Annotated in this window: 17 protein-coding genes; 8 read left to right on the top strand and 9 right to left on the bottom strand. The window is 33.6% G+C overall.

Annotated elements, in window-relative coordinates; all coding sequences use genetic code 11:
* The first annotated feature begins 31 nt into the window (after positions 1-31).
* The 4 genes from E0I26_RS14965 to pheT all read left to right on the top strand — a co-directional run bounded on the left by E0I26_RS14965 (position 32) and on the right by pheT (position 8020).
* Positions 32-3127, top strand: coding sequence for an efflux RND transporter permease subunit (locus E0I26_RS14965; RefSeq protein WP_131917250.1), 3096 nt, complete (start codon positions 32-34; stop codon positions 3125-3127).
* Positions 3128-3294: 167 nt separating this feature from the next.
* Positions 3295-4605, top strand: a complete 1311-nt coding sequence (locus tag E0I26_RS14960) for a TolC family protein (protein WP_131917278.1) — start codon at positions 3295-3297, stop codon at positions 4603-4605.
* Between the two features lie 28 nt (positions 4606-4633).
* A complete protein-coding gene (locus E0I26_RS14955; RefSeq protein ID WP_131917249.1) occupies positions 4634-5497 on the top strand; it encodes a bestrophin family protein in 864 nt (287 codons plus the stop codon).
* 102 nt (positions 5498-5599) lie between these two features.
* A complete protein-coding gene (pheT, locus tag E0I26_RS14950; protein ID WP_131917248.1) occupies positions 5600-8020 on the top strand; it encodes a phenylalanine--tRNA ligase subunit beta in 2421 nt (806 codons plus the stop codon).
* Positions 8021-8203: 183 nt separating this feature from the next.
* Here the strand turns inward: pheT and E0I26_RS14945 are convergent, their stop codons facing one another.
* From E0I26_RS14945 to E0I26_RS14910, 8 genes are all read right to left on the bottom strand, one after another.
* Complete coding sequence (locus tag E0I26_RS14945) at positions 8204-10825, bottom strand: DUF7619 domain-containing protein (RefSeq protein WP_131917247.1); 2622 nt, start codon at positions 10823-10825, stop codon at positions 8204-8206.
* 136 nt (positions 10826-10961) lie between these two features.
* Positions 10962-12740 carry a 30S ribosomal protein S1 gene (gene rpsA / locus E0I26_RS14940; RefSeq protein WP_131917246.1) on the bottom strand — a complete coding sequence of 593 codons (1779 nt, stop codon included), beginning with the start codon at positions 12738-12740 and terminating at the stop codon, positions 10962-10964.
* Between the two features lie 416 nt (positions 12741-13156).
* Positions 13157-14533 (bottom strand): nucleoside permease, encoded by a 1377-nt coding sequence (locus E0I26_RS14935; protein ID WP_131917245.1) that lies wholly within the window; start codon positions 14531-14533, stop codon positions 13157-13159.
* 76 nt (positions 14534-14609) lie between these two features.
* Positions 14610-15302, bottom strand: coding sequence for a (d)CMP kinase (gene cmk, locus E0I26_RS14930; protein ID WP_131917244.1), 693 nt, complete (start codon positions 15300-15302; stop codon positions 14610-14612).
* A 9-nt stretch (positions 15303-15311) separates the two neighbouring features.
* On the bottom strand, positions 15312-15758 hold the full coding sequence (locus E0I26_RS14925; protein ID WP_131917243.1) for a hypothetical protein: 447 nt from the start codon (positions 15756-15758) through the stop codon (positions 15312-15314).
* A 109-nt stretch (positions 15759-15867) separates the two neighbouring features.
* Positions 15868-16890, bottom strand: a complete 1023-nt coding sequence (porQ, locus tag E0I26_RS14920) for a type IX secretion system protein PorQ (RefSeq protein ID WP_131917242.1) — start codon at positions 16888-16890, stop codon at positions 15868-15870.
* A gap of 176 nt (positions 16891-17066) precedes the next feature.
* A complete protein-coding gene (gene lon / locus E0I26_RS14915; protein ID WP_131917241.1) occupies positions 17067-19520 on the bottom strand; it encodes an endopeptidase La in 2454 nt (817 codons plus the stop codon).
* A 244-nt stretch (positions 19521-19764) separates the two neighbouring features.
* Positions 19765-20700 carry a DUF6252 family protein gene (locus E0I26_RS14910; RefSeq protein ID WP_131917240.1) on the bottom strand — a complete coding sequence of 312 codons (936 nt, stop codon included), beginning with the start codon at positions 20698-20700 and terminating at the stop codon, positions 19765-19767.
* Between the two features lie 237 nt (positions 20701-20937).
* On the opposite strand from E0I26_RS14910, the gene E0I26_RS14905 reads away from it, so the two are divergent.
* From E0I26_RS14905 to E0I26_RS14890, 4 genes are read left to right on the top strand one after another with little or no spacing between them, the layout of a single operon-like run.
* The gene (locus E0I26_RS14905) at positions 20938-21492 is read left to right on the top strand and encodes an RNA polymerase sigma factor (protein WP_131917239.1); all 555 of its coding nucleotides are present in this window, start codon (positions 20938-20940) and stop codon (positions 21490-21492) included.
* A complete protein-coding gene (locus E0I26_RS14900) occupies positions 21489-22025 on the top strand; it encodes an anti-sigma factor (RefSeq protein ID WP_131917238.1) in 537 nt (178 codons plus the stop codon). The genes E0I26_RS14905 and E0I26_RS14900 overlap by 4 nt, the downstream gene beginning before the upstream one ends.
* Positions 22009-23070 (top strand): hypothetical protein, encoded by a 1062-nt coding sequence (locus E0I26_RS14895; protein WP_131917237.1) that lies wholly within the window; start codon positions 22009-22011, stop codon positions 23068-23070. Before E0I26_RS14900 ends, E0I26_RS14895 begins: the two co-directional genes overlap by 17 nt.
* Before the next feature lie 19 nt (positions 23071-23089).
* On the top strand, positions 23090-23824 hold the full coding sequence (locus E0I26_RS14890) for a head GIN domain-containing protein (protein ID WP_131917236.1): 735 nt from the start codon (positions 23090-23092) through the stop codon (positions 23822-23824).
* A 34-nt stretch (positions 23825-23858) separates the two neighbouring features.
* Here the strand turns inward: E0I26_RS14890 and E0I26_RS14885 are convergent, their stop codons facing one another.
* Complete coding sequence (locus E0I26_RS14885; protein ID WP_131917235.1) at positions 23859-25184, bottom strand: MFS transporter; 1326 nt, start codon at positions 25182-25184, stop codon at positions 23859-23861.
* Positions 25185-25370: the final 186 nt, after the last annotated feature.

Below are 25370 nucleotides of genomic sequence, written 5' to 3'. Positions count from 1 at the left end.
TTCATAATTTATAATTCATAATTCAAAAAAAATGAGTTTATCCACAACAAGTATTAGAAGACCCGTATTTACTATAGTAATCAATTTATCCATCGTATTGTTTGGAATAATTGGTTATACTTTTCTGGGTGTTCGAGAATTTCCATCTATTGATCCTGCGCAAGTTTCCATCAGTACACGATATGCCGGTGCGAATGCTGATATTATTGAATCTCAAATTACGGAACCCTTAGAAAAAGCAATCAATTCCATTGATGGAATTAGAAACGTCACTTCTTCGAGTGCGCAAGGAAGCAGTAACATCACCATCGAGTTTAATCTGGATAAAGATCTGGAAGAAGCGGCAAATGATGTGAGAGATAAAGTTTCTCAAGCCGTCAGAAACCTTCCACAAGATATCGATTCCCCTCCTGTGGTTTCTAAGGCTGATGCCAATGGGGATGCGATAATTTCAATGACCGTTCAGAGTGATACCAGAAACGCATTAGAATTAAGTGATTATGCCGAAAATGTAATTTCACAACGATTAGAAACGATTCCTGGTGTAAGCGGTGTCCAAATTTGGGGACAAAAAAGATATGCGATGCGTTTGTGGATTGATCCCATAAAACTGGCTGCTTATGGTTGTACCGTTTCTGAAGTGAGAGACGCCTTGAACAAACAAAATGTAGAATTACCTTCCGGAAAACTAACCGGAGACAACACCGAATTGACGGTAAAAACAGTGGGAAACCTTTCTACTGCTGAAGAATTCAACAATATCATTATTCGTTCCGAAGGGGAAAAAGTAGTTCGCTTTAGCGATGTGGGAACAGCAAGTCTTGGACCAGAAAATACGGAAACCAAAATGACCCAATCAGGAACGCCTTTAGTTGGTGTTGCAATTGTGCCGCTTCCCGGAGCTAATTATTTAGATATTTCTACTGCTTTTTATAAAGAATTCGAACGTTTAAAAAAGGATTTACCAAAAGATATCCAACTAAATATAGCCATTGATAATACCATTTTTGTAAAAAAATCAGTTATTGAAGTTGCTGAAACATTGGGGATTTCTATAGTTTTGGTGATTTTGATTATCTATTTATTCTTTAGGGATTGGGCGATTGCCTTTAGACCATTGATTGATATTCCTGTTTCGTTGATTGCCACTTTCTTTATCATGTGGCTTTTTGGGTTTTCCATAAATGTATTGACATTATTGGCTATCGTTTTGGCAACAGGATTAGTGGTCGATGATGGAATTGTAGTCACCGAGAATATTTTCAAAAAAGTGGAAGAAGGCATGACGCCTATCGAAGCAGCCATCAAAGGATCTAACGAAATATTTTTTGCGGTAATTTCGATTTCGATAACCTTAGCGGCGGTATTTCTTCCTGTGATTTTTCTCGAAGGATTTGTCGGGCGATTGTTTAGGGAATTTGGTGTCGTCATAGGTGCTGCGGTATTAATTTCGGCTTTTGTATCGTTGACATTAACGCCAATGTTAAACGCCTATTTGATGAAAGGCGGGGAACAAAAAAAATCAAAATTCTACGTTCGTACTGAACCATATTTTCAAAAATTAAACAGTGGTTATGCCGGTGCATTAGACCGTTTTATGAAGAGAAAATGGTTGAGTTTCCCTATTTTGATTGCTTGTTTTGGATTAATTTATCTATTTTTCAACCTTTTGCAAAAAGAAACTGCACCTTATGATGACCGTAGCGGTTTTGTATTGCGTATGTCTACTCCCGAAGGTTCTTCTTATGAATACACGGATCGCTTCATGCAAGAAGTATCAAAATTGGTCGATGATTCGATTCCGAGCAAAAAAGTAGCTTTGGTTATCACCTCTCCCGGTTTTGGATCTTCCTCCGTAAACAGTGGTTTTATTCGAGTATCATTGGTTCAACCAGACGAAAGAAAAGATTCTCAAAAAGAAATTGCAGAGAAATTAACCAAATGGACCAAACAATATCCAGATGCAAAAACCTCCGTAATTGAGCAACCAACAATTGCCGTAAACAGACGCGGTGGATTACCAATTCAATACATTATACAAGCGCCAAACTTTAAAAAACTGGAAGAAAAGATTCCTGTTTTTATGGATGAAGTATCTAAAAACCCAACCTTTGCGGTCAGTGATGTAAATTTAAAATTCAACAAACCAGAAGTTAATGTCACCATTGACCGAGAAAAAGCCGAAAGTCTGGGAATTTCAGTTATTGATATTGCACAAACGTTACAGCTTTCATTAAGTGGACAACGCTTTGGTTATTTCATGAGAAATGGAAAACAGTATCAGGTTATTGGACAATTTAACCAAAAAGACCGCTCTAAACCATTGGATTTAACGTCAATGTATGTCAAAAATAATTTGGGACAATTAATCCAAATGGACAATGTGGTTACCATTGAAGAAAAAAGTAATCCACCACAATTATACCACAACAATCGTTACATGGCAGCCACTGTTTCTGCAGGTCTTGCTCCAGGCAAAAGTATCAGCGATGGAATTGATGCGATGAATGAAATTAAAGCTAAAGTTCTTGACGATACGTTTACCACTGATTTAGGAGGAGAATCCAGAGATTTTGTCGAAAGCAGCTCGAATACTGCTTTTGCATTCGGATTGGCTTTGGTATTAATATTTTTGATTTTAGCGGCACAATTTGAAAGCTTTATTGATCCTTTTATCATTATTTTGACCGTTCCGATGGCCGTTGCGGGAGCGTTATTCTCATTGTGGTTATTCGACCAGACTTGGAATATTTTCAGCCAAATTGGTACGGTAATGTTAATTGGTTTGGTTACCAAGAATGGAATCTTGATAGTCGAATTTGCGAATCAGCTTCGAGAACAGGGAAAATCGAAAATCGATGCGATATTAGAAGCCTCGGAAGCGAGACTTCGACCTATTTTAATGACGAGTTTGGCCATTTCATTAGGGGCATTACCGATTGCTTTGTCTCTTGGAGCTGCTTCAACCAGTAGAATTGGAATGGGAGTCGTGATTGTAGGCGGGACTATTTTCTCTTTGGTTTTAACGTTATTTGTTATTCCAGCGATGTATTTGATGTGGTCTAAAGCCAGAAAACATTATCCTGAATTTGATCATATTGAAGAATATGAAAAAGAAGTTAAATAGCCTTTTTCATTTATACTAAAAAACTTATATGAACTTAAATATCTTATATGTTTTAAAACACATAAGATATTTAAGTTCATATAAAAAATAAATACTTTTTAATTCTTAGTCAAATGATTTTTTGTTTTTCAAGAATTTAATGATTTTTTAAAAGATGTTGAATTATGATGAATACTAAAATACTATTTCAAAGCTTTATACTACTCCTGTTTTGTGTTGCAAAAGCCAATGCGCAAGAAGTTTTGACATTGGAAAGCGCAGTAAAAATTGCATTGGAAAACAATTATGAAATAAAAATTGCCACCAATAATTTAACCATTGAAAAAACAAACGTTGCCATTGGAAATGCTGGAATGTTACCTAAAGTTACTGCAACCGTTGTGGATAACAACAGTATTCAAAACAGTTCGCAAACGCGTCAGGACGGAACAGAAACCGAATTAGACAATGCCAAAAACAATAGTTTGACGTATGGCGTTGGATTGGATTGGACTGTTTTTGATGGTCTGCGAATGTTTGCCAGACTGGATCAGTTGAAAGAATTACAAAAATTAGGTGAAGCGCAATTAAAGTTAACCGTAATCACGAGAATCAGTGACGTGAATGCTGCGTATTACGATTTGGTTCAACAACAACAACAATTAGCCGCTTTGGATACGACAATTGTTATTTCGAATCAGCGATTGACTTTGGCACAAAACAGATTTACCATTGGAAAAGCATCGAAATTAGAAGTTTTGAATGCCCAAGTAGATTTGAATACGGATCAGGTGGCTTTGTTAAGACAAAAAGAATTGTATGCTAACAGTAAAATTTTATTAAACCAACTGTTGGCCAGAGATGTAACCACTGATTTCAAAGTAATTGATGAACTTGAAGTGGATGCACTATTATTACTGCCGGAACTAACAGCCTTAGCCGAAAAGCAAAACCCACAATTAGAAGCCCAGATTATCAATAAAAGAGTGGCTGAATTAGAATTAAAACAAATTAAAGCGGCACGTTATCCTACCGTTCGAGTAAATACTGCTTATAATTTTTCAGAAAGTCAATCCAGTCTTGGGTTTGTGGCACAATCTCAATCCAGAGGTTTAAACTATGGCTTTAGCGCTTCATTGAATATATTCGATGGTTTTTCACAAAACCGAAATGAGAAAATCGCCAAGATTCAAATTGAAAATTCAAAAATTACAATTGAACAACAAAATTTGGCTTTAAACTCACAGTTAGCCACTTCTTACCAAACGTATTTGACTAATCTAGAATTGATTGCTTTAGAAGAAAAAAACGAATCGATTGCGAAACAAAATTTGAATATTACTTTAGATAAATTCCGTATTGGAACCATTACTACTTTAGAATTCAGAACCGCACAATTGAATTATGTGAATGCTAAAGTGCGTTACAGCAATGCTCAATTTCTAGGTAAATTATCTGAAATTGCGCTTCGAGAATTGGCTGGAAATCTTAATTTTTAATTTACTTTTGTTAAAAAAAGTATCTTAAATGATTTCATACAATACAAAAGACTGGTTTACTTTTATCTTTCGTTTTCACAAAGCGGACACTTTTAGAACGTTAATGCCAATAATGCTTGCCATCGGTGCTTATTCAGGAATTGTAGGCTATTTGGAAGTTGAATATTGGAAATTAGCCGACAACAGTTATGTAAAAAACATTACGATCATGCACGGAATGTTAGGTTTCGTGATTTCGTTATTGCTCGTTTTCAGAACCAATACTGCTTATGACCGCTGGTGGGAAGGTCGCAAAATGTGGGGAGCATTAGTCAACAACAGCCGTAATTTCTCCATAAAATTATCGGCAATGTTGCACGATGAAAAAGATCGTAAATACTTTCGAAAAATGATTCCCAGTTATGCTTCCATTTTGCATAAACATTTGAATGATGATGATACCAGCAAACAATTATTTGAAGATGTAGATTTAGAAATTGATCATCACAAACACAAGCCCAATCAGGTAGCCAAAATGTTGTTTCAAAAGATTAATGATTTATACGATTCCAAAAAAATAACCGGCGATCAACTGATTATTTTAAACGAAGAAGTGAAATCGTTTACTGATATTTGCGGCGCTTGTGAACGAATCAAAAACACGCCTATTCCCTACTCCTACAGTGCTTTTCTTAAAAAATTCATCTTCTTTTATGTGATGACTTTGCCTTTTGGATATTCTTTTAGTTTGGGTTATTATGTAGTTCCGGTTGTGGTATTTATTTTTTATGTTTTGGCGAGTTTAGAATTAATTGCCGAGGAAATCGAAGATCCTTTTGGAAGCGATGAAAATGATTTGCCGACTCAAAAAATTGCTGAAAACATCAAAAAACATGTCGAAGAATTAATTTAAAAGGGTGCAGAAAAATAGAATAAGGTTTTAAAACTTTGTTCCCTACTAACTTTGAACCTCAAGAAACATTGATTATATTTGCAATCTCATTAAAATTGACAGATGAAAATATCTTACAACTGGTTAAAACAATTCATTAAAATAGACTGGAAATCCGAAGAAACGGCAGCTTTACTAACAGATTTAGGTCTGGAAGTAGAAATCGTTGACAAATACCAATCGGTAAAAGGCGGATTAGAAGGCATTGTTGTAGGACATGTTCTTACGTGTATCCAACATCCGGATGCCGACAGACTTAAAATAACTACCGTAGATTTAGGAAATGGTGTTCCTGTGCAGATTGTTTGCGGCGCCAGCAATGTTGCTGCGGGACAAAAAGTACCAGTTGCAACAATTGGAACTACATTATACGATGCAGCAGGTGTTGCTTTTTCAATCAAAAAAGGAAAAATACGCGGGCAGGAAAGTCACGGAATGATTTGTGCCGAAGATGAATTAGGTCTTGGTGAAAGCCACGACGGGATTATGATATTGGACGACGCATTACTACCTGGAACTCCAGCTGCAACCGTTTTCAAGATTGAAAATGACGAAGTCTTCGAAATTGGATTAACACCCAATCGTGCTGATGCGATGAGTCATTTAGGAACTGCACGTGACTTAAGAGCCGGAATGCTGCAAAGTGGTATCAACGTTGAATTGATTACACCTTCAGTGAGTAATTTCAGAGTGGATAAAAGAACTTTGAAAATTGACATTGACGTAAAAGAGCCTAAACTTGCTCCCAGATATTGCGGAGTAACGATTTCTGGAATTGAAGTGAAACCTTCTCCAGCTTGGTTACAAAACAGATTGAAAGCCATTGGATTAAATCCAAAAAACAATATTATCGATGTCACTAATTACGTTTTACACGAATTGGGTCAGCCGCTTCACGCCTTTGACGCTTCAAAAATTAACGGTAAAATAGTAGTTCAAACACTTCCTGCCGGAACAAAATTTACTACACTTGATGACATAGAAAGAACCTTACACGAAGAAGATTTAATGATTTGTGATGAAAAAGGACCTTTATGTATTGCAGGAGTTTTTGGCGGAAAAAAATCAGGAGTGTCTGAGAATACCAATTCTATATTCTTAGAAAGTGCCTATTTCAATCCGGTAAGCATTCGTAAAACAGCAAAAAGGCATCAATTAAATACCGATGCTTCTTTCCGTTTTGAAAGAGGAATTGACCCGACAATTACTGCATATGCACTAAAACGTGCGGCATTATTGATTCAAGAAGTAGCCGGCGGAGAAATCACTTCGGATATGGTTGATATGTATCCAAAGAAAATAGAAGACTTTTCTGTGTTTTTAAACTTCAGCAACGTTGCTAAAATTATTGGACAGGAATTACCAAAAGACACTATTAAGAAAATATTGGTTTCATTAGATATCAAAGTAAACAGCGTTTCAGATGCGGGATTAGGATTGACCATTCCTTCTTACCGTGTTGACGTTCAGAGAGAAATAGATGTTATAGAAGAAATATTGAGAGTGTATGGATACAACAATATTAATTTCTCTAAAAAACTGAATGCTACGGTTTCTAATGCTCCAAGAAACGAAGATTATAAAATACAAAATGTGATTGCCACACAATTAAATTCTCAAGGATTTAATGAAATGATGGCGAATTCATTGACGACTGCATCTTATGTTGCCCTTTCAGAAGAATTGAATCCGGCATACAACGTGACAATGTTAAATCCATTAAGTGCTGATTTAGCTACCATGCGTCAATCTTTATTGTTTTCCGGACTGGAAGCAATCTCTTATAATATCAATCGTAAAAATGCCGATTTGAAGTTGTTTGAATTTGGAAAAACGTACCATAACTATCTTGCCGGTTACGAAGAGAAAAAGCATCTGACTTTATTCCTTTCTGGGAATAGAAATCAAGAAAATTGGACCAGCGCCCAAAAACCAACTGATTTCTTTTTGTTTAAAGGATATGTAAATGGGATACTTTCTCGATTAGGCATTCCGAAAACACAAAATGTACCAGTAACTTCGGATGTATTTTCTGAAGGGATTGCCATTAGTGCTGGAACTGAAATTATAGTAGAATTAGGAGTCGTTAAAAAATCAATAGTAAAACATTTTGGAATCAAACAAGAAGTGTTTTTCGCTGATTTTAACTGGGCTTTGATTCTGAAATTGATTTCAACCAAGATTAAATATACTGAGATTCCTAAATACCCGGAAGTTCGTAGAGATTTAGCGTTGCTAATTGATCAAAACGTGACGTATGACAGTATTTATACTATTGCACGTCAAACGGAGAAGGCGCTCTTAAAAGACATTAATTTATTTGATGTATATGAAGGACAAAATCTTCCTGAAGGTAAAAAATCATATGCGCTAAGTTTTACAATTCAAGACAGTTCTAAAACGTTGACCGATACTCAAATTGATAAAATTATGAGTAAACTGCAAAATAATTTTGAAACTGAACTTGGAGCAAGTTTGAGATAATAACTGTTTTTATAAAATGCAAAAATCCCAATTCTTAATTTAGAATTGGGATTTTTTTTATACTTTAATTGAACCAAAAAAATTTATAAAAACAAATTCTAATGGTTAACCGGACGAGATAATACTTCATAAAAAAACCGTTTCTAAAATTAGAAACGGTTTTTTATCATTTAAATACAAGACTTATTTTTTAATGAACTTCATACTCGAACTTCCTTTATCTGAATTTATTTTAATGAAATAATTTCCAGTTTTTAAATTCGACACATCAATTTTAGAAATTACTTTTACATTAGGAAACGCTAGAACCAGTTGTCCCGAAATATTATAAACAGCAATCGATTTCACTTCAATTTCATTTGTTGTAACAATATTCAAAATTTCGTTTGCAGGATTTGGATATACAATAAAATAATTCGAAAACTCAAAATCTTTAGTCCCTAAAGTTTTAAATGTTGATGTAGCCTTGTTCGTTATAATTGGAAAATTATAATCAAAAAAGATACTGGCTTCGTTGGTAAATGAATCTCCTACCACAAGCGTTGGTTTTGTTTTAATTTTAAAAGCAATATAACCGTCATTATTAGCATCATCAAATGGAAGATTAATATTTTCAAAGATAAATTCCACTTTGTTGGCATCGGAAATTTTGGTAGTATAAGAATGACTTGAGCTAGTAGGAATCAATGTTAAAATATCAAATTTTGATAAGTCAATTAAATCTTTTACCACGATATTTTGTGCGGAATACGTACCTTTATTTTCAAAGCGAATCATATAATGCACATATTCTCCAATCAAAGCTGGAGTAATTGTAATTCCTTCTAAGCAGGTTTTATCATTTGGATCGAACGAACCTACAACCGTCTGATTCAGTGTGAATGTATTGTCTTTTGGAGTTTCATCTGTGTCTTCTGATGTAATTGTGGTAGTAAATTTCAAAACGTCACCATTATTTACTGCTGGTGTTTCTGTTGGTCTATTTATATTTAATGCAAATACGATTTCTCTGCTTTCAAAAGGTTTTAAGCCACTAAAGTTCCATGCAATGTTATCAACCGCTTGGCTATAAAAATTTGGACTTGACACAACATAATCTAAAATAGCATCATCAAATTTAAGATTTACAGAACCTGATTTTATTGCATTTCCTTTATTTTTATATACTATTTTGTATTTAGCGTCAAAACCAGGTATTGCTGGGTTAAGAGGTAGTAAAGTAACTTCTAAATCTGTATGATTACCATTTGCCGTAACACAAAAATACTGAACGATAGGACTTGCTTGTGTTGGAAAAGTAATATTTACACGTGATGGAGTTATGTTAAAATAATTTGGTTTTTCAAACACAGGTACTATAGTATGTGTGCCCGATAAAGCAGAAATAGAATAATTACCTAAATTATTAGATATTAGCCAACCGCTAGTAATGCCATCTGTAATTGTAAACTTTAAACTTGGAAAAACTATATCTGTAGCATCGCATCCATTTGCATTTTCATCAAAGTTAGTAAATCCTTTAACTGTATAAAAATCTCCACCTGGAACAAAAGTGCAATAACTATTTACTTGACAGTTGGTATAGCCCAACTGATTTATTAAATCTTGAACTTTTTTTAACTTAAATTCATCGACACAAATATATTTAAGATTAGGGCAATTAGAAAGATTGTTATATAGCTGATTTATAGGTGATCCATTTTTAAGAGACAGGGATATAAGATTGACATTATTTTCTAAATCCAAACTTGTAAGTTTAGTTAACTCACTTATATCTAATGAAGTAAGTTGATTATTATAACATACTAAAACCTCAAGAATAGGACAACCTATTAAATCTAATGCTGTAAGTTGATTAGATTCGCATTGTAAGGATACTAGATTTGGTAAATTATTTAATTTTAATGAAGTTAGCTGATTTCCCGCACAACTTAATCCTCTAAGTTTTGCCATATCAGTTATATTTAATGAAGTGATTTTATTATAGTTACAATTAAATTCTTCAAGATTAACTAAAGCACTTAGATCGAAAGAAATCAAAGCATTACTTAAACAATATAACTTTTTAAGTTTAGGCAAAACTCCAAAATTTATTATCGATATTTTATTGTAATTACAATTCAAAGTTTCAAGATTAATTAAATTAGTCAAGTCTAAAGATGTAAGTTGACTATCTTCACAAATCACAGATGAAAGGTTTACTAGACTATTAATATCTAAAGATGTAAGTTTTGTATCACTGCAAATCAAAGATTTTAAATTAGCCAAGTCACTTATATTTAGAAAAGAAAGCTGATAATTTGTCTCACAGTTAACATCTGTTAGGTTAGTTGAACCGTTCAAATCTAACGCACTAAGTTGATTAAACGAGCAATTTAACGACACAAGATCAACTAAACCATTTAAATTTAAAGAAGTAAGTTGGTTATTATTACAAATTAAAGTTTTTAACTTAGTCATAGTAGTCAAATTCAAACTAGGAATTCGATTTCCATCACATATCAATGTTTCGAGATTAGAAAATTTAGAGATCCCTTCTGAAGAATAAATTAGGCCATTAACTCCATCTGAATGAACGCTTAAATAACTTACCTGTAAGGCTTCATTTTCTTGAATTTCACCATCATTGTTGGCATCAATTTTTAATTCTTTACCCTGCAAGTCTAAAAAATATCCAGTATTATTAATAATCCCTGGCGTTTTCAATAACATTTTCTTAAATCTTGCATCCGGAATATTCACAATCTGCGCACTCAAACCATTAAAAAAACAAAAAGCTAATAACAAAAAGTAGATTTTTTTCATAAGTAAATATTTAGAAAAACAAATATATCCTTTTGATTCAACTTAGCAGTTTTTCTTGTTAAAAAAATCTAAAATAGATATAAAAAAAAGCTCCGCAAATTGCGGAGCTTTTTATATTCAAAAAAATTTCAAGAAATTATTTTTTCTCTGATTTTTCCATTTTAGCTTTCAATGCAGCTAATACATCATTGTTATCTCCTAAAGTTGCAGCTGGTGCATTTGTAGATGATGCAGATGAAGTATTTTCAGTTGCAGTTTTCACATTTTTCTCTTCTTCTTCACGGAAGATAGCAGTGTGAGATGCAACTACTCTTTTGAATTCTTTGTTGAATTCGATTACTTTGAAATCAGCTGAATCACCTTTTTTCAATTTCTTACCGTCTTCTTTTTCAAGGTGACGAGTAGGAATGAAAGCAACGATATCATCTCCGAATTCTACAGTAGCTCCTTTGTCAACAATTTCAGAAATCTCTCCGTTGTGGATAGTTCCAACAGCGAAAGAATCTTCATACTGATCCCAAGGATTAGCAGTAGTTTGTTTGTGACCTAAAGATAATTTACGTCCTTCAACATCTAATTCTAATACTACTACGTCAAGTTTCTCACCAACGTTTACAAATTCTGATGGGTGTTTGATTTTCTTAGTCCAAGAAAGGTCAGAGATGTAAATTAATCCATCAATTCCTTCTTCTAATTCTACGAAAATTCCAAAGTTTGTAAAGTTTCTAACGATACCTGTATGTTTAGAACCTACTGGGTATTTAGCAGTGATATCAGTCCAAGGATCTTGAGACAATTGTTTGATACCTAATGACATTTTACGGTCATCTCTATCTAAAGTTAAGATAACAGCTTCAACAACATCTCCTACTTTTACGAAATCTTGAGCAGAACGTAAATGAGTAGACCAAGACATTTCAGAAACGTGGATTAAACCTTCAACACCTTCAGCAACTTCGATGAAAGCACCGTAATCAGCGATCACAACTACTTTACCTTTTACTTTGTCTCCAATAGCTAATTTAGCATCTAGAGCATCCCAAGGGTGAGCGTTTAATTGTTTCAATCCTAATTGTATTCTTGTTTTTTCGTCATCGAAATCAAGGATTACAACGTTTAATTTTTGATCTAATTCCAGCACTTCACTTGGGTGGTTAATACGACTCCAAGAAAGGTCAGTAATGTGAATCAATCCATCAACACCACCTAAGTCAATAAACACACCATAAGAAGTAATGTTTTTAACAACACCTTCTAATACTTGTCCTTTTTGTAATTGACCGATGATTTCTTTTTTCTGGATTTCGATATCTGCTTCAATAAGCGCTTTATGAGAAACAACAACATTTTTGAATTCGTGGTTAATTTTTACCACTTTGAATTCCATCATTTTGTTTACATATACATCGTAGTCTCTAATTGGTTTAACATCAATTTGAGATCCTGGTAAGAAAGCTTCAATTCCGAAAACGTCAACGATCATACCACCTTTAGTTCTGCATTTTACAAAACCATTAACGATTTCTCCTGTTTCGTTAGCCGAAATAACTCTATCCCATGATTTGATAGTACGTGCTTTTCTGTGAGATAATACTAATTGACCAGTTTTATCCTCACGGATGTCAATTAATACTTCAACAGTATCACCTACTTTTAAGGCTGGGTTGTAACGGAATTCGTTCAATGAAATAACACCTTCCGATTTTGCGTTGATATCAACGATAACGTCTCTATCTGTAATTCTAACAACTACACCATCTACCACTTCTTCTTGATCTGTAGCGATAAATGTTTTTGAAACTAGTTCTTCGAATTCTAATAAGTTTTTCTCATCAACTGCATCAATACCTTCTTCGAAATTGTGCCAGTTAAAATTTGCTAAAAACTCTTCTTGTGATTTTACTTGTTCAGACATGCTGATTAAAAATTTGTATTCTGTATTCTCTCGAGTTTCTTACTGTGATAGAAAACAACAGAAGTTGTTTGTATAATTAATTGATACCTAAAGGAAACTCTTACTCACCAAAAGGTTTGCAAAGGTAATACATCTTTATTTAACTGTCAAGTTTTTTTGCCATGAAAATCAGCAATCAAAAAATAGTAACAAATTGATTATCAGCATCGAAGCATTTTTGCTTTTCTGTGGGTAACGTACCCGCTCTCGCCTTTATCTCTCCGTCCCTTCCCGAGGCTTCGGGATCGGGACTGCGAGGATATCTCCCGAAGCTTCGGGATCCATCGGGGCTAATTAGCTTTAATGGTGCTTTTTCAGCATTAAAAAACCCGATAACTCATTACAAATTATCGGGTTCCATTTATTAAAAAGGTGTTTTAATGACTGTATTTCTCCACCACTTTTGGGTCGTGTTTGTGCTTAAACAAAACAGCAAAAGCAATCGCTATAATCAAAGCATACGCTGCAAAAGATAACCAGATCGTGTGCCAGTCTTTCATTAAAATTTCTTTGCCAAAAATTCCATCTGCTGAAATTGAATTTCCCTGGCCTTTCACAAAATCTAACATTTTAGAATTTGTAGCATCCGTTTGTAAAAATCCAGCCAACTCAGTCGTGTTTTTAAACGATTTCGTAAAAAAGGAATCAATCGCCCAGCCCGAAGTCAAACTTCCTAAAACCGCTCCAACTCCATTGGTCATCATCATAAACAATCCTTGTGCTGATGAACGTATTTTAGAATCGGTATTACTTTCTACAAATAAGGATCCCGAAATATTAAAAAAGTCAAATGCCATTCCGTACACAATACAAGACATAATAATCATCCAAAGTCCATCCGTTGGATTTCCAAAAGCAAATAATCCAAAACGTAAAACCCAAGCAAACATACTAATTAACATCACTTGTTTGATTCCAAATCGTCTCAGGAAAAACGGAATTGCCAAAATAAACAAGGTTTCAGAAACCTGGGAAATCGACATAATAATAGTCGAATATTGTATCACAAAAGAATCCGCATATTTTGGAAAATGTTTAAATTCATCCAAAAAAACATCTCCGTACGCATTTGTCAATTGCAAAGCGCCTCCCAAAAACATCGAGAAAATAAAGAACAAAGTCATCTTGTAGTTCCCGAATAGTTTAAATGCTTCTAAACCTAAGGTTTCAACCCAAGACGCATTTTCTTTGGTCAAACGCTGTGGCTCACATTTTGGCAATGTAAACGAATAAAGACCTAATATTAAAGCGCCAATTCCTGCAATATAAAATTGAAACTCCGTTGACTTACTTCCACTTAAATTCGTAATCCACATCGCAACGATAAAACCTATTGTTCCCCAAACCCGTATTGGCGGAAAATCTTTTACTAAATCTTTATTACTTAGCTTTAGCGAAGTGTAAGAAATCGAGTTGCTTAAAGCAATCGTGGGCATATAACAGCACATCGCCGCAAGCATCACATAAATAAAAGTACCGGGTGTGGTTACTTGAGCAATCCCAAACAAAACCACTGCATATAATATGTGTAAAACGCCATATAATTTTTCGGCATTCACCCATCTGTCCGCAATAATCCCAGTCAGAGTTGGCATAAATAAAGATGCAATTCCCATGGTACCGAAAACCAAACCAAACTGAGTTCCCTCCCAATTTTTGGTTCCAAACCAATAATTTCCAATTGTAATAAGCCAAGCTCCCCAAACAAAAAACTGAAGAAAACTCATTATTACCAATCTATTTTTAATTCCCATGAGATGAATTGTTTTTTATTTTTTTTAAAAATTAACAAGGCGTAAATCTACTATTAAAAATGAGATCTGCAAATAATTATATCGTTTTAGTAATTTCATTTACTAATTCCAATACCAGCTCGAATTGTTCTTTACGATTCAAATGAGAATTGTCAATTTCTATAGCATCTTCAGCCATGACCAATGGGGAATCCTTACGGTGTGTATCAATATAATCGCGCTCTTCTACATTTGCCAGTACTTCTTCAAAAGTTACAGTATCTCCTTTTGCAACCAATTCGTCGTAACGTCTTTGCGCTCTTGTAGTTGCACTTGCGGTCATGAAAATTTTAAGCTCGGCATCAGGGAAAACTACGGTACCAATATCCCTTCCGTCCATTACTATTGCTTTGTCTTTTCCCATTTCTTTTTGCTGTTCGACTAATTTGGCACGAACCTCTGAAACTTCAGCTACTTTACTCACAAAACTGGAAACTTCAATCGTTCTGATTTCTGTTTCAACGTTTACTTCATTCAAGTACATTTCGGCAAAACCCAAATCAGCATTGAATTTGAATTGCAATTTTATATTTGGCAAACTATTAATTAAGGTTTGTTTATCAAAAGAATCCGCATTTATGTAACCGTTTTGCATCGCAAATAAAGTTACGGCACGGTACATTGCTCCGGTATCAACGTAGATATATCCTAAATGATTCGCGAGTTGTTTGGCCAATGTACTTTTCCCTGTAGATGAAAATCCGTCAATTGCTATGGTAATTTTTTTCATATTCTATTTTTATTTATTTTCTGGTGGTAGAGGCGGTTCTTCAAATGACTCTTGGGATTTAACTTTTTTAGATTTAGAAGAATCACAAAATTCTTTTACTTTAACTTTATTCAAGCCTTTTTTAGTAGTTGCAATACGTGTAAATTTATTTAGGTTGTCTTCCTTTTCTTCATTTACAAAATAACTAAAGTTAATATTTATTTTATGCTTGTCGTTTTTTGAAATAATAATTTTTTGAGTTACTCCTATAACTATTGAGTAAATCTCTAAAGATTGATTTTTTTGATTAATGATGATTTTATCAATTTTAAATTTCTCTACGAGATTTAGAGCACCAATCATTATTACTTCCTTTTCATCAAATTTAAGAAGATGTGGATGGCAAAATTTATAAAAAAAGAGCTCATTATTATTTTCTTCTAAATAATACCATTCTTTATTTGCATAATAATTCATTCATTTCTTTTTGTTTACTTTGCGAATACAAAAAACTATTAAATAAAAGAAAAATAGTAACCACGTATTTCATAACATTACAATTTATAATTGTCAATTTTAGATTTATTTATTCTTGGAAATTAATAGTTAACCCTAAAAGGCTTGTATTTCCTGCCAATGTGTATCTGGAATACGAATAATTAAATTTCAGTTTATTCAATTTAAGTCCGAAACCTAATGAAACTCCCGAAAAATTACGTTGTTCCTGAAGACGTAATTCCTCCGCTCTTCGAAAATTATATCCCACACGCAAATTAAATGCTTTTTTAGGAAAAAGCTCTACTCCCACTATTACATGTCGCAACGCATTATTTACAAATGAAATTTTTTCTTCGGTCTCCGTGCCATCAAATGACGATTCTGCTCGGACCGGATTCGAAAAAGCAATATTCCATTGTTGCAAATTTTCCAAGGTAAGATGCCAACGAATAGGTACATTTTCTAATTCTTGTGAAACGCCCGCAATGATTTCGAGGGGCAACTTTTCATTAGTACCATTATACGTAGAAAATTGAGTTCCAATATTTCGAATAGCCAAGCCCCAATTTACATCATTTTTTTCATCTATAAAAAGTGCTCCAATATCAATTGCGCCACCAAAAGAATTATAACTTTCTAAGGTAGAAGAAATCAGCTTGGCACTGGCACCTAAGTGAATAGTGGTATTAGGAATAGTATAGGCATACCCAAAAGAAAGGGCAATTTCGCTTCCGGTGAATTCCGATGTTGGCTGACCATTTTCGTCATAGCCTTCAAAATTACCATAGTTCACATAATTTACTCCAGCCTGAAAGGTTTGTAAATGACGATCGTACGTATAGGCGTAAGAAGCCGTTCCGTAAGTTACTTCCTTAAAATAACTTCCATAATTTAAAGCCAAATGGTTGTCCATTGCTGCATTTATAGTTGCCGGATTAAAATGGGATTGATTGACGTCATCATCATAAATCGTGATAACTTTTCCACCCAACGCGGCTTGTCTTGGTGAAGTGACCAAGTTCAAAAACTGATAGGTATACTTGCCTCCTATTTGACTGTAAGACACAGAACAAATAAAAAATAAGGAGTATAGAAAAAGTTTTTTCAGCATGCTCTAAATTGCAACTTATGTAAGGTAAAACGCAACTGCGAAGATAAAATTATAAATACAATAAATGGCAACTTTAAAACTCGTAATTGCAAATAAAAATTCCAAATTCTAAGCACTGAAAATCAGGTTTTAGAATTTGGAATTTTATCCCGAAGCTATCGGGATGGAATTAATTTTTATTTTAAATCCTTGGCATTCTTTACTTTCTGATCGGTTAAAGCAAATTTTAATACTTCGCTCATTTCTTTCACATAATGAAAAGAAAGTCCTTCCAGATATTCTGGTTTTATTTCATCAATATCACTTTTGTTTTCGTGACACAGAATAATTTCTTTGATATTGGCTCTTTTGGCAGCTAGAATCTTTTCTTTGATTCCTCCTACTGGTAAAACCTTCCCACGCAAGGTGATTTCTCCTGTCATGGCCAAGTTTTTCTTCACTCGTTTTTGTGTAAACAAGGAAACTAATGACGTCAACATCGCAATTCCTGCACTTGGACCATCTTTTGGAGTGGCTCCTTCCGGAACGTGCAAGTGAATATTATATTTAGAAAGTATCTCTGAATCCAATCCTAAAAGCTTCGCATTTGCCTTGATATATTCTAAAGCAATAGTGGCAGATTCTTTCATTACCGTACCTAAGTTACCGGTAATGGTCATGGTCCCTTTACCTGGAGAAAGCAACGATTCTATAAATAGAATGTCACCACCAACAGAAGTCCAAGCCAAACCAGTTACCACACCGGCAACATCATTATTCTCGTATTTATCTCTTTCTAATCTTGGAACACCAAGTGTTTTTATGATATCTTCGTCCGTTACTTTTTTGTTATACTCCTCTTCCATCGCAACAGATTTGGCTGCATTACGGATTACTTGAGCAATTTTAGCCTCTAAACCACGAACACCCGATTCACGTGTATATCCTTCGACGATTTTCTCCAATTGTTTTTTTCCAATGGTCAAATCTTTGGTCGTTAAACCGTGTTCTTTCAATTGTCTTGGAAACAAATGCTGACGCGCAATTTCTACCTTTTCTTCAATTGTATAACCTGACATTTTAATGATTTCCATTCTGTCTTTCAACGCAGGTTGAATTGCAGCCATATTATTAGACGTAGCAATAAACATCACTTTAGACAAATCATATCCCATTTCAAGGAAATTATCATAAAAAGAATTGTTTTGTTCCGGATCTAAAACTTCCAGTAATGCCGAAGACGGATCACCTTGATTGCTGTTTGATAATTTATCAATTTCATCCAAAACAAAAACAGGGTTTGATGTTCCGGCTTTTTTCAAACTTTGAATAATTCTTCCAGGCATGGCACCAATGTAGGTTTTTCTGTGTCCGCGAATTTCCGCTTCATCACGTAAACCACCAAGAGAAATTCTAACATATTTTCTACCCAAAGCTTCCGCAATGGAGCGTCCAATTGATGTTTTACCAACTCCCGGAGGTCCTGTCAAACAAATAATTGGGGACTTCATATCATTTCGCAATTTTAAAACTGCCAAATGCTCTATCATTCTTTTCTTAACATCTTCAAGACCAAAGTGATCTCTGTCAAGAATTTTTTGTGCTCTTTTTAAATCAAAATTATCTTTAGAATATTCTTCCCAAGGCAATTCCAAGAACAACTCTAAATAATTTCTTTGAATTCCAAAATCAGGCGCTTGTGGGTTCATGCGACGCATTTTAGACAATTCTTTATCGAAATGCTTTTTGGTTTTTTCGTCCCATTTCTTCGTCAAAGACTTCTGTAGCATTTCATCCATTTCCTCTTCCTGCGAAACGCCACCCAATTCTTCCTGGATGGTTTTCATTTGTTGGTGAAGGAAATATTCGCGTTGTTGTTGGTCTAAATCGAAACGAACTTTAGATTGAATGTCATTTTTCAATTCGAGTTTTTGCAACTCAACATTCATATATCGTAAAGTCTCTAAAGCTCTTTCTTTCAATTCATTAATCGCTAATAAATCTTGTTTCTCTTTAACAGACAAGTTCATATTAGAAGTAACAAAATTGATCAAGAAGGATTGACTCTCAATGTTTTTGATAGCAAAGGTTGCTTCGCTTGGAATATTCGGACTTTCTTTAATGATTTGAATCGCTAATTCTTTGATTGAATCCAAAATTGCTACAAATTCAGTATCGTTTTTCTTAGGTCTTTTTTCAGGAACTTCCTTAATTTTTGCTGTTATATATGGAGACTCATCAACAACAGAATCAATTTCGAAACGTTTTTTACCTTGAAGAATTACAGTGATATTCCCATCAGGCATTTTTAGCACACGCAAAATGCGGGCTACAGTTCCTATTTTATGAATATCATCTTTGGTAGGATCTTCATCTTCTTCATTTTTTTGAGCAACAACTCCTATCGTTTTACCGGCTGCATTAGCGTCATTGATCAATTTAATTGATTTATCACGACCAGCAGTAATTGGTATTACAACTCCTGGAAATAAAACCATATTCCGCAAAGGTAAAATAGCCAACAATTCAGGTAATGCCTCATTATTCATTTCCTCCTCATCTTCGGGAGTCAAAAGTGGAATTAAATCTGCTTCCGAATCAAATTCCTGAAGTGACAGATTGTCAATAGTAAGTATTTTATGATTTGACATATAGTATTTAGGTCTTTTTGTCATTAAAAAATTTCATTGTTTAAGCAAATATAAGGTATCAAAGTAATCTTTTTAAATAAAATCAATCTTTAACAGTCATATTTTACTTAACACTTAAAAAGACAATCATTATGCCAAAACGGATCTAAAATAGATTTGATTTAGACAAATTCAATCTATTAAATTGATTTTGGTTCATAAAAAAATCCGCACAAAGGCGGATTTAATAAAAACGGTGTCGAGATTAATATGAAACACTAAATGTTCCCTCAGTAATGGTATGTTTTTCGGTAGAAATAGATGAATTGGCTGAAAATTTAAAAGTTCCTGATACTTTTTTAGTTACTTTATCATGACTTGTAATCGTGATGGTACCAGTATCAGCACCAAATATACCCGAACCATCACTATTCGCATTTTTGTTATATACTCCAACATAAGTCCCAAATGACTCCAAATTATAAGTTCCAGAAATTATGGTACTAGGGAAAGACAACCCAATAGTTTCGACACTTCCTCTTCTGGCAGAAATATTTATTTTGTCCATAAGATTTATAGCCGTTGTATTTGTTGGAATGAAAGCTACCCCATCTAATTTTGCAGAAAAACTATTTCCCAATGGAGCGGGTGTATCAGCTGTATATGAAATATCTGTAAAAGAGCCGTTTGTCATCACTTTTGTTTCAATACTGGTTCCTGTTTGATCCGTAAATTTAGTTCCTGTAAATTGGAAAGTTCCTGATATTTTTTTATTGGCTGTATCAATTGTAGAAATAGTTATACTGGCAGTATCAGTATATTTTGGAAAATCTGAAGCGCCACCCGAACCTTTGGGTTCACTGATAAACCCCTCAACACCATTAGATGGAATATAGGCTAATGCCATTACCCCTCCAGCTGCTTCAACACTTTTCCAAGTATAAGTACCAACTTTGTTCGATGGTAAAGTGATTTGGACAAAATCACCATTTGGAGCTCTAAGTCCAGTTATTGAAATATAACTGTCATTAACTACTGCTTGAACAGAGGTTGAAACAAAAGTTTTACCATCAAAATCTACTTTTAAAGTACCGGATTTGGCATTATTATCCGTAATATTTTCAACTTTTTCATTTGAACAAGATGTAAAAATTAATCCTAAAACTAAAACTGGAATAAATAAAACGATAAACTTTTTCATGTATTTATTTTTTAATTGTTAAAATTCGAATGTAAAATTATTACAAAATTGTTTTTATAATGTGAAATTCTTGTTAAATTACATACAAAAATAATGATTAATATTTCATTATCAATACATTACATCTATATCTTATAAATTATAATTGAACGTATTCAAACAAAAAAAAACATATTTTTATAAAACTGTAACAAATGCAAAAACCTCTAGTCCTTATAATAAACTAAAATCAGCTGTTTGAGTTTAACCAACTATAATATCGAAGAATTAATCTTGCTTTGCAGGCAAAAAAATCAAAAAGCACAGTGCGAGGTTTACAATCGCTATGCAAAAGCGATGTATAATGTGTCCTTTCGGATTGTCAAAGATGTCCATTTTGCTGAAGATGTAATGCAGGAAGGTTTTTTAAAGGCATTCACTAAGATAAACGACTATAAACAAGAAGTTGCTTTTGGCGCTTGGTTAAAAAGAATTGTCGTGAACTCTAGTATCGATTTTTACAAAAAAAACAATCAATTCAAACCGGAAGATTTTAATACAACGCTTTATAAAATTGAAGAAAACGAAACGGCTTTAACTGAAAGTACAAATTTCAATGAATTAAAAATAAAACAAATTTTAGAGGTCATCAACGCTCTAAAATATAATTACAGAATGGTTTTGACTCTTTTTTTTATCGAAGGTTATGACCAGGAAGAAATCAGCGAAATTCTAAATATCAGTTATGCCAATTGTAGAACAACATTGAGCAGAGCCAAAGATTGTTTAAGAAAAAAACTAGAGGAAATATGAAAAAGGAAAATAAAAAACTAGACAAATTATTTGACAAATTTGAAAATCAATGGGACATCGAGACTCTTGAAAGCAATCATGAAGAACGATTTGTAAAAAAATTAAAGTCTAAAAAGTCCAATTGGAAACGTTTCGTGTCAATTGGTGTCGCTGCTTCTATCGTTGTTATGTTAGGACTTTCAATATTCAACAATACTCCTAAAAAAACAGAAGAGCTGCGATTTGCATCAAGAGAAACCAAACAAACAGATTCTATTTTTACCGTTTTAATTGAAAATGAATTAGAAAAAATAAAAGAAAAAAAATCTCCTGAAAATGAAAAAATAATTTCCGATGCGCTCAAGCAAATGAGAACATTAGATAGTGATTATGAAAAAATAATTAAGGAATTAGAAACAAATGGAGAAAGTAAGCAAATTATTTATGCGATGATCAGCAATCTTCAAACACGAATTTCTTTTTTACAAAATGTACTGTTACACATTGAAAACAATGAAAAATTAAAAAATATCACTGATGAAAAAACAATTTAAACTACTCCTATTATTCGTTTTAATTCCATTTTTAGGATTTTCCAATGATCCTGATTATATCCATACCAAACAAAAAACCATTAAAAAAGCCTATTTCGTAAATTCGGATGCGGGTCTTTATATCGATAACTCTTACGGCAATATTTCAGTAACAACGTGGGATGAAGATAAAACCGAATTGGATATTGTTATAAAAGTCAGCGGTGATAATGAAAATTGGGTGAACCAACGCATCAACGATATCGATGTTGATATAATTGCGCTGAAAGGGATGATTACTGCAAAAACCATTTTGGGAAACTCCAGTTATAAGAGTAATGGCAAAAACAATAGTTTTCAGATCAATTATACGCTCAAAATTCCAAAAAATGGAAGTGTAAAACTCCATAATAAATACGGAAATATCAATACATCGGACTTGTTCTCTGAGGCTGAAATCAAATGCAAATACGGCAAAATAGCACTAGGCAGATTATCCGGAAACTCAAGTAACATTCAAGTAGAATACTGCTCTAACTCGACTATTTCATTTTTAAAAAATGCAACTATTACGGCAAAGTATTCGAATTTAAAAATTGGAGAAGTCACAAAACTAGATTTGGCTTCTGATTATACTGATGTAGATATTCAAGAAAGTGATGTGGTTAAATACATCAGTAAATACGGAAATATTAAAATTCAGAATGTAAAATCATTGGATGCTACTGGAAATTATTTAACACTCAAAATTGGTGAATTATCTAATAATTTAAAACTGTCCACAAAATACAGCAATGTAACTATTGGAACTATTAACGCCAAAGCCAATACTATTAATATTGCAGCAGGTTACACTGGACTAAACATTGGATTTGATGCTAATTATGCTTTTGATTTTAATGTGACAGTAAAATATGCCAATTTTAAACATGACAATGAATTAGAAATAAATTCTAAAGAAGACTCACATAACTTGAAAAAATACAGTGGTTTTTACAAGAAAAAAGGAGTCAACAATGTATCTATAATTTCAGATTACGGAAATGTAATACTATTAAAAAAATAATAATCTTAAAACTTTATTTATGAAAAATTCAATCAAATTATTTGTTAGTTGCACCTTATTACTAACAACAATGACACATGCCCAATGGTCATCCAATCAAAAAATAAAAGGTAATGGAAAAGTAACTTCTGAAAAAAGAAGTACAGCTTCTTATGATGGAATTGCAATAACAGGATTTTTTGATGTCGAATTAGTTTCAGGAAAAGAAGGAAGCATTACTATAAAAGGTGAAGAAAATTTATTGCCTTTCATCAAAGTTGAAGTTGTCGATCAAGTATTGAAAATTTCTACTGAAAAGAACAAACAAATCAGTACCAGCAAAGGAAAACAAATTGTGATAGTTGTCCCTTTCGAAAGTATCAGTCAAGTTTCTTTGACTGGTTCAGGTGATGTAATAACTAAAAACAGTATTAAATCGAAATCATTTTCAGCTAAATTAGCCGGCTCAGGTGATATGAATTTAGATGTTGAAGCAAATGACTTTGATGTCAACTTAAGTGGTTCTGGAGATGTTGTTCTAAAAGGTAAAACTGAAAATTTCAATAGTAATTTAAACGGTTCCGGTGATATTGATGCGGGTGATTTAAAATCTAAAAACGCAAAGATTACCGTTTCTGGTTCAGGAGACAGTAAAGTTTTTTGCAGCGAAAGTCTTCATGCCAGAGTTTCTGGTTCCGGAGATATTGAATACACTGGAGATCCAAAGAAAAAAGATACGAAAGTGAATAGCTCAGGAGCTATTTCGAGAGCTTAATTTTTTCTAGTTATTATCTTAACAAGGTGTTTTATTAATTTAAAACACCTTTTTTTGGCACTCTTCTTAACAAAACTATACCAATAACAAAAAAGGCTCCCAAAAATACAATAGCAAGTCTTGTGCTTCCTGTAATTTGGTCTATGATTCCGTAGACGCACATCCCAATAACAATTCCCACTTTTTCGGCAACATCATAAAAACTAAAAAACGAAGCGGTATCCTCGGTTTCCGGCAGCAATTTAGAGTAGGTGGAACGAGACAAGGTCTGAATTCCTCCCATCACCAGCCCCACAAAACCCGCCATAATATAAAATTGAATGGGCAAGGTGATAAAATAAACTACAGCACAAACTAAAACCCAAAAGCAATTGAGAGCTATCAAAGTAGGAATGTTTCCGAACTTCGCCGAAGCTCTAGAAGTTAAAACCGCACCTAAAATAGCGACCAACTGGGTCAATAGAACACAAATAATTAAACCAATTGTACCTTCACTTTTAGATTCCCAAGCAATTTCCTGGGTTCCAAAATAGGCGGCTATGAGCATCACGGTTTGCACCGCCATGCCATAAACAAAGAAGCTAAGCAGGTAGCTTTTTAAAGCCTTATTGTGTTCCAATAAATCCCAAACTTTTTTTAATTCTCTAAAACCATTAAAAACAACATGGTGTGTCACTTTACGATCTGCATTTTTGTTGCCTTTTGGCAAAAAATAATAGGTGTACTGACTAAAAACAATCCACCAAATTCCTGCCGTAACAAAAGAATAACGCATGGCTTTCATGGCGGCCTCTCCTTTGGTTCCAGTTATTCCAAAAAATTCGGGCTGCATAATCATTCCTAGATTGATGATTAACAAGATAACGCTTCCTATATAACCAAGGGAATATCCTTTGGCACTGGCTCCATCTTGTTGCTCTACAAATGCAATGTCTGGCAAATAGGAATTATAAAACACCACACTTCCCCAAAAACCTATTAAGCCTAATAAATAAAAGAGCAAGCTGATATAAATATTTTCTAAACTAAACCAATACAGACCCACACAAGATAAGGCGCCCAAGTAACAGAAAAACTGCATGAAGGATTTCTTATTTCCCACATAATCAGCAATTCCAGACAAAAAAGGAGAAATCAAAGCCACAACTAAAACGGATACCGCAGTAACAAAGCTAATTAAGGCCGAATTCTTAATACTCGTTCCAAAAACATGGATGTAATAGTCCCTATCGACAAATAAGGCCTCGTAAAATATCGGAAAAACGGCAGAGGTAATCACTAATGGGTAAACTGAATTCGCCCAATCATAAAAAGCCCATGCATTTAATAATTTTTTACTCCCTTTTGGTAAATCTGCCATATTGTTTTTGTTTGCGATGCGAATTTATTTATTTTTTGTTAAGAATGATCTAAAAAGCAAATAATTTATGCTTTAACAAATCATTAAAGAATGATAACAGCCGTAAATCTTTTATAACTTAAATTCAAAAAAACAGGCTATCCCTTTCAAGGACAGCCTGTTTAACTGTTTTTATAATACTATTAA

The sequence above is a fragment of the Flavobacterium rhamnosiphilum genome, from assembly GCF_004349195.1.
GTDB classification, from domain to species: Bacteria; Bacteroidota; Bacteroidia; order Flavobacteriales; family Flavobacteriaceae; genus Flavobacterium; species Flavobacterium rhamnosiphilum.
The sequence above is the reverse complement of the archived record's forward strand: the minus strand, read 5'-3'. Positions and strand labels throughout refer to the sequence as shown.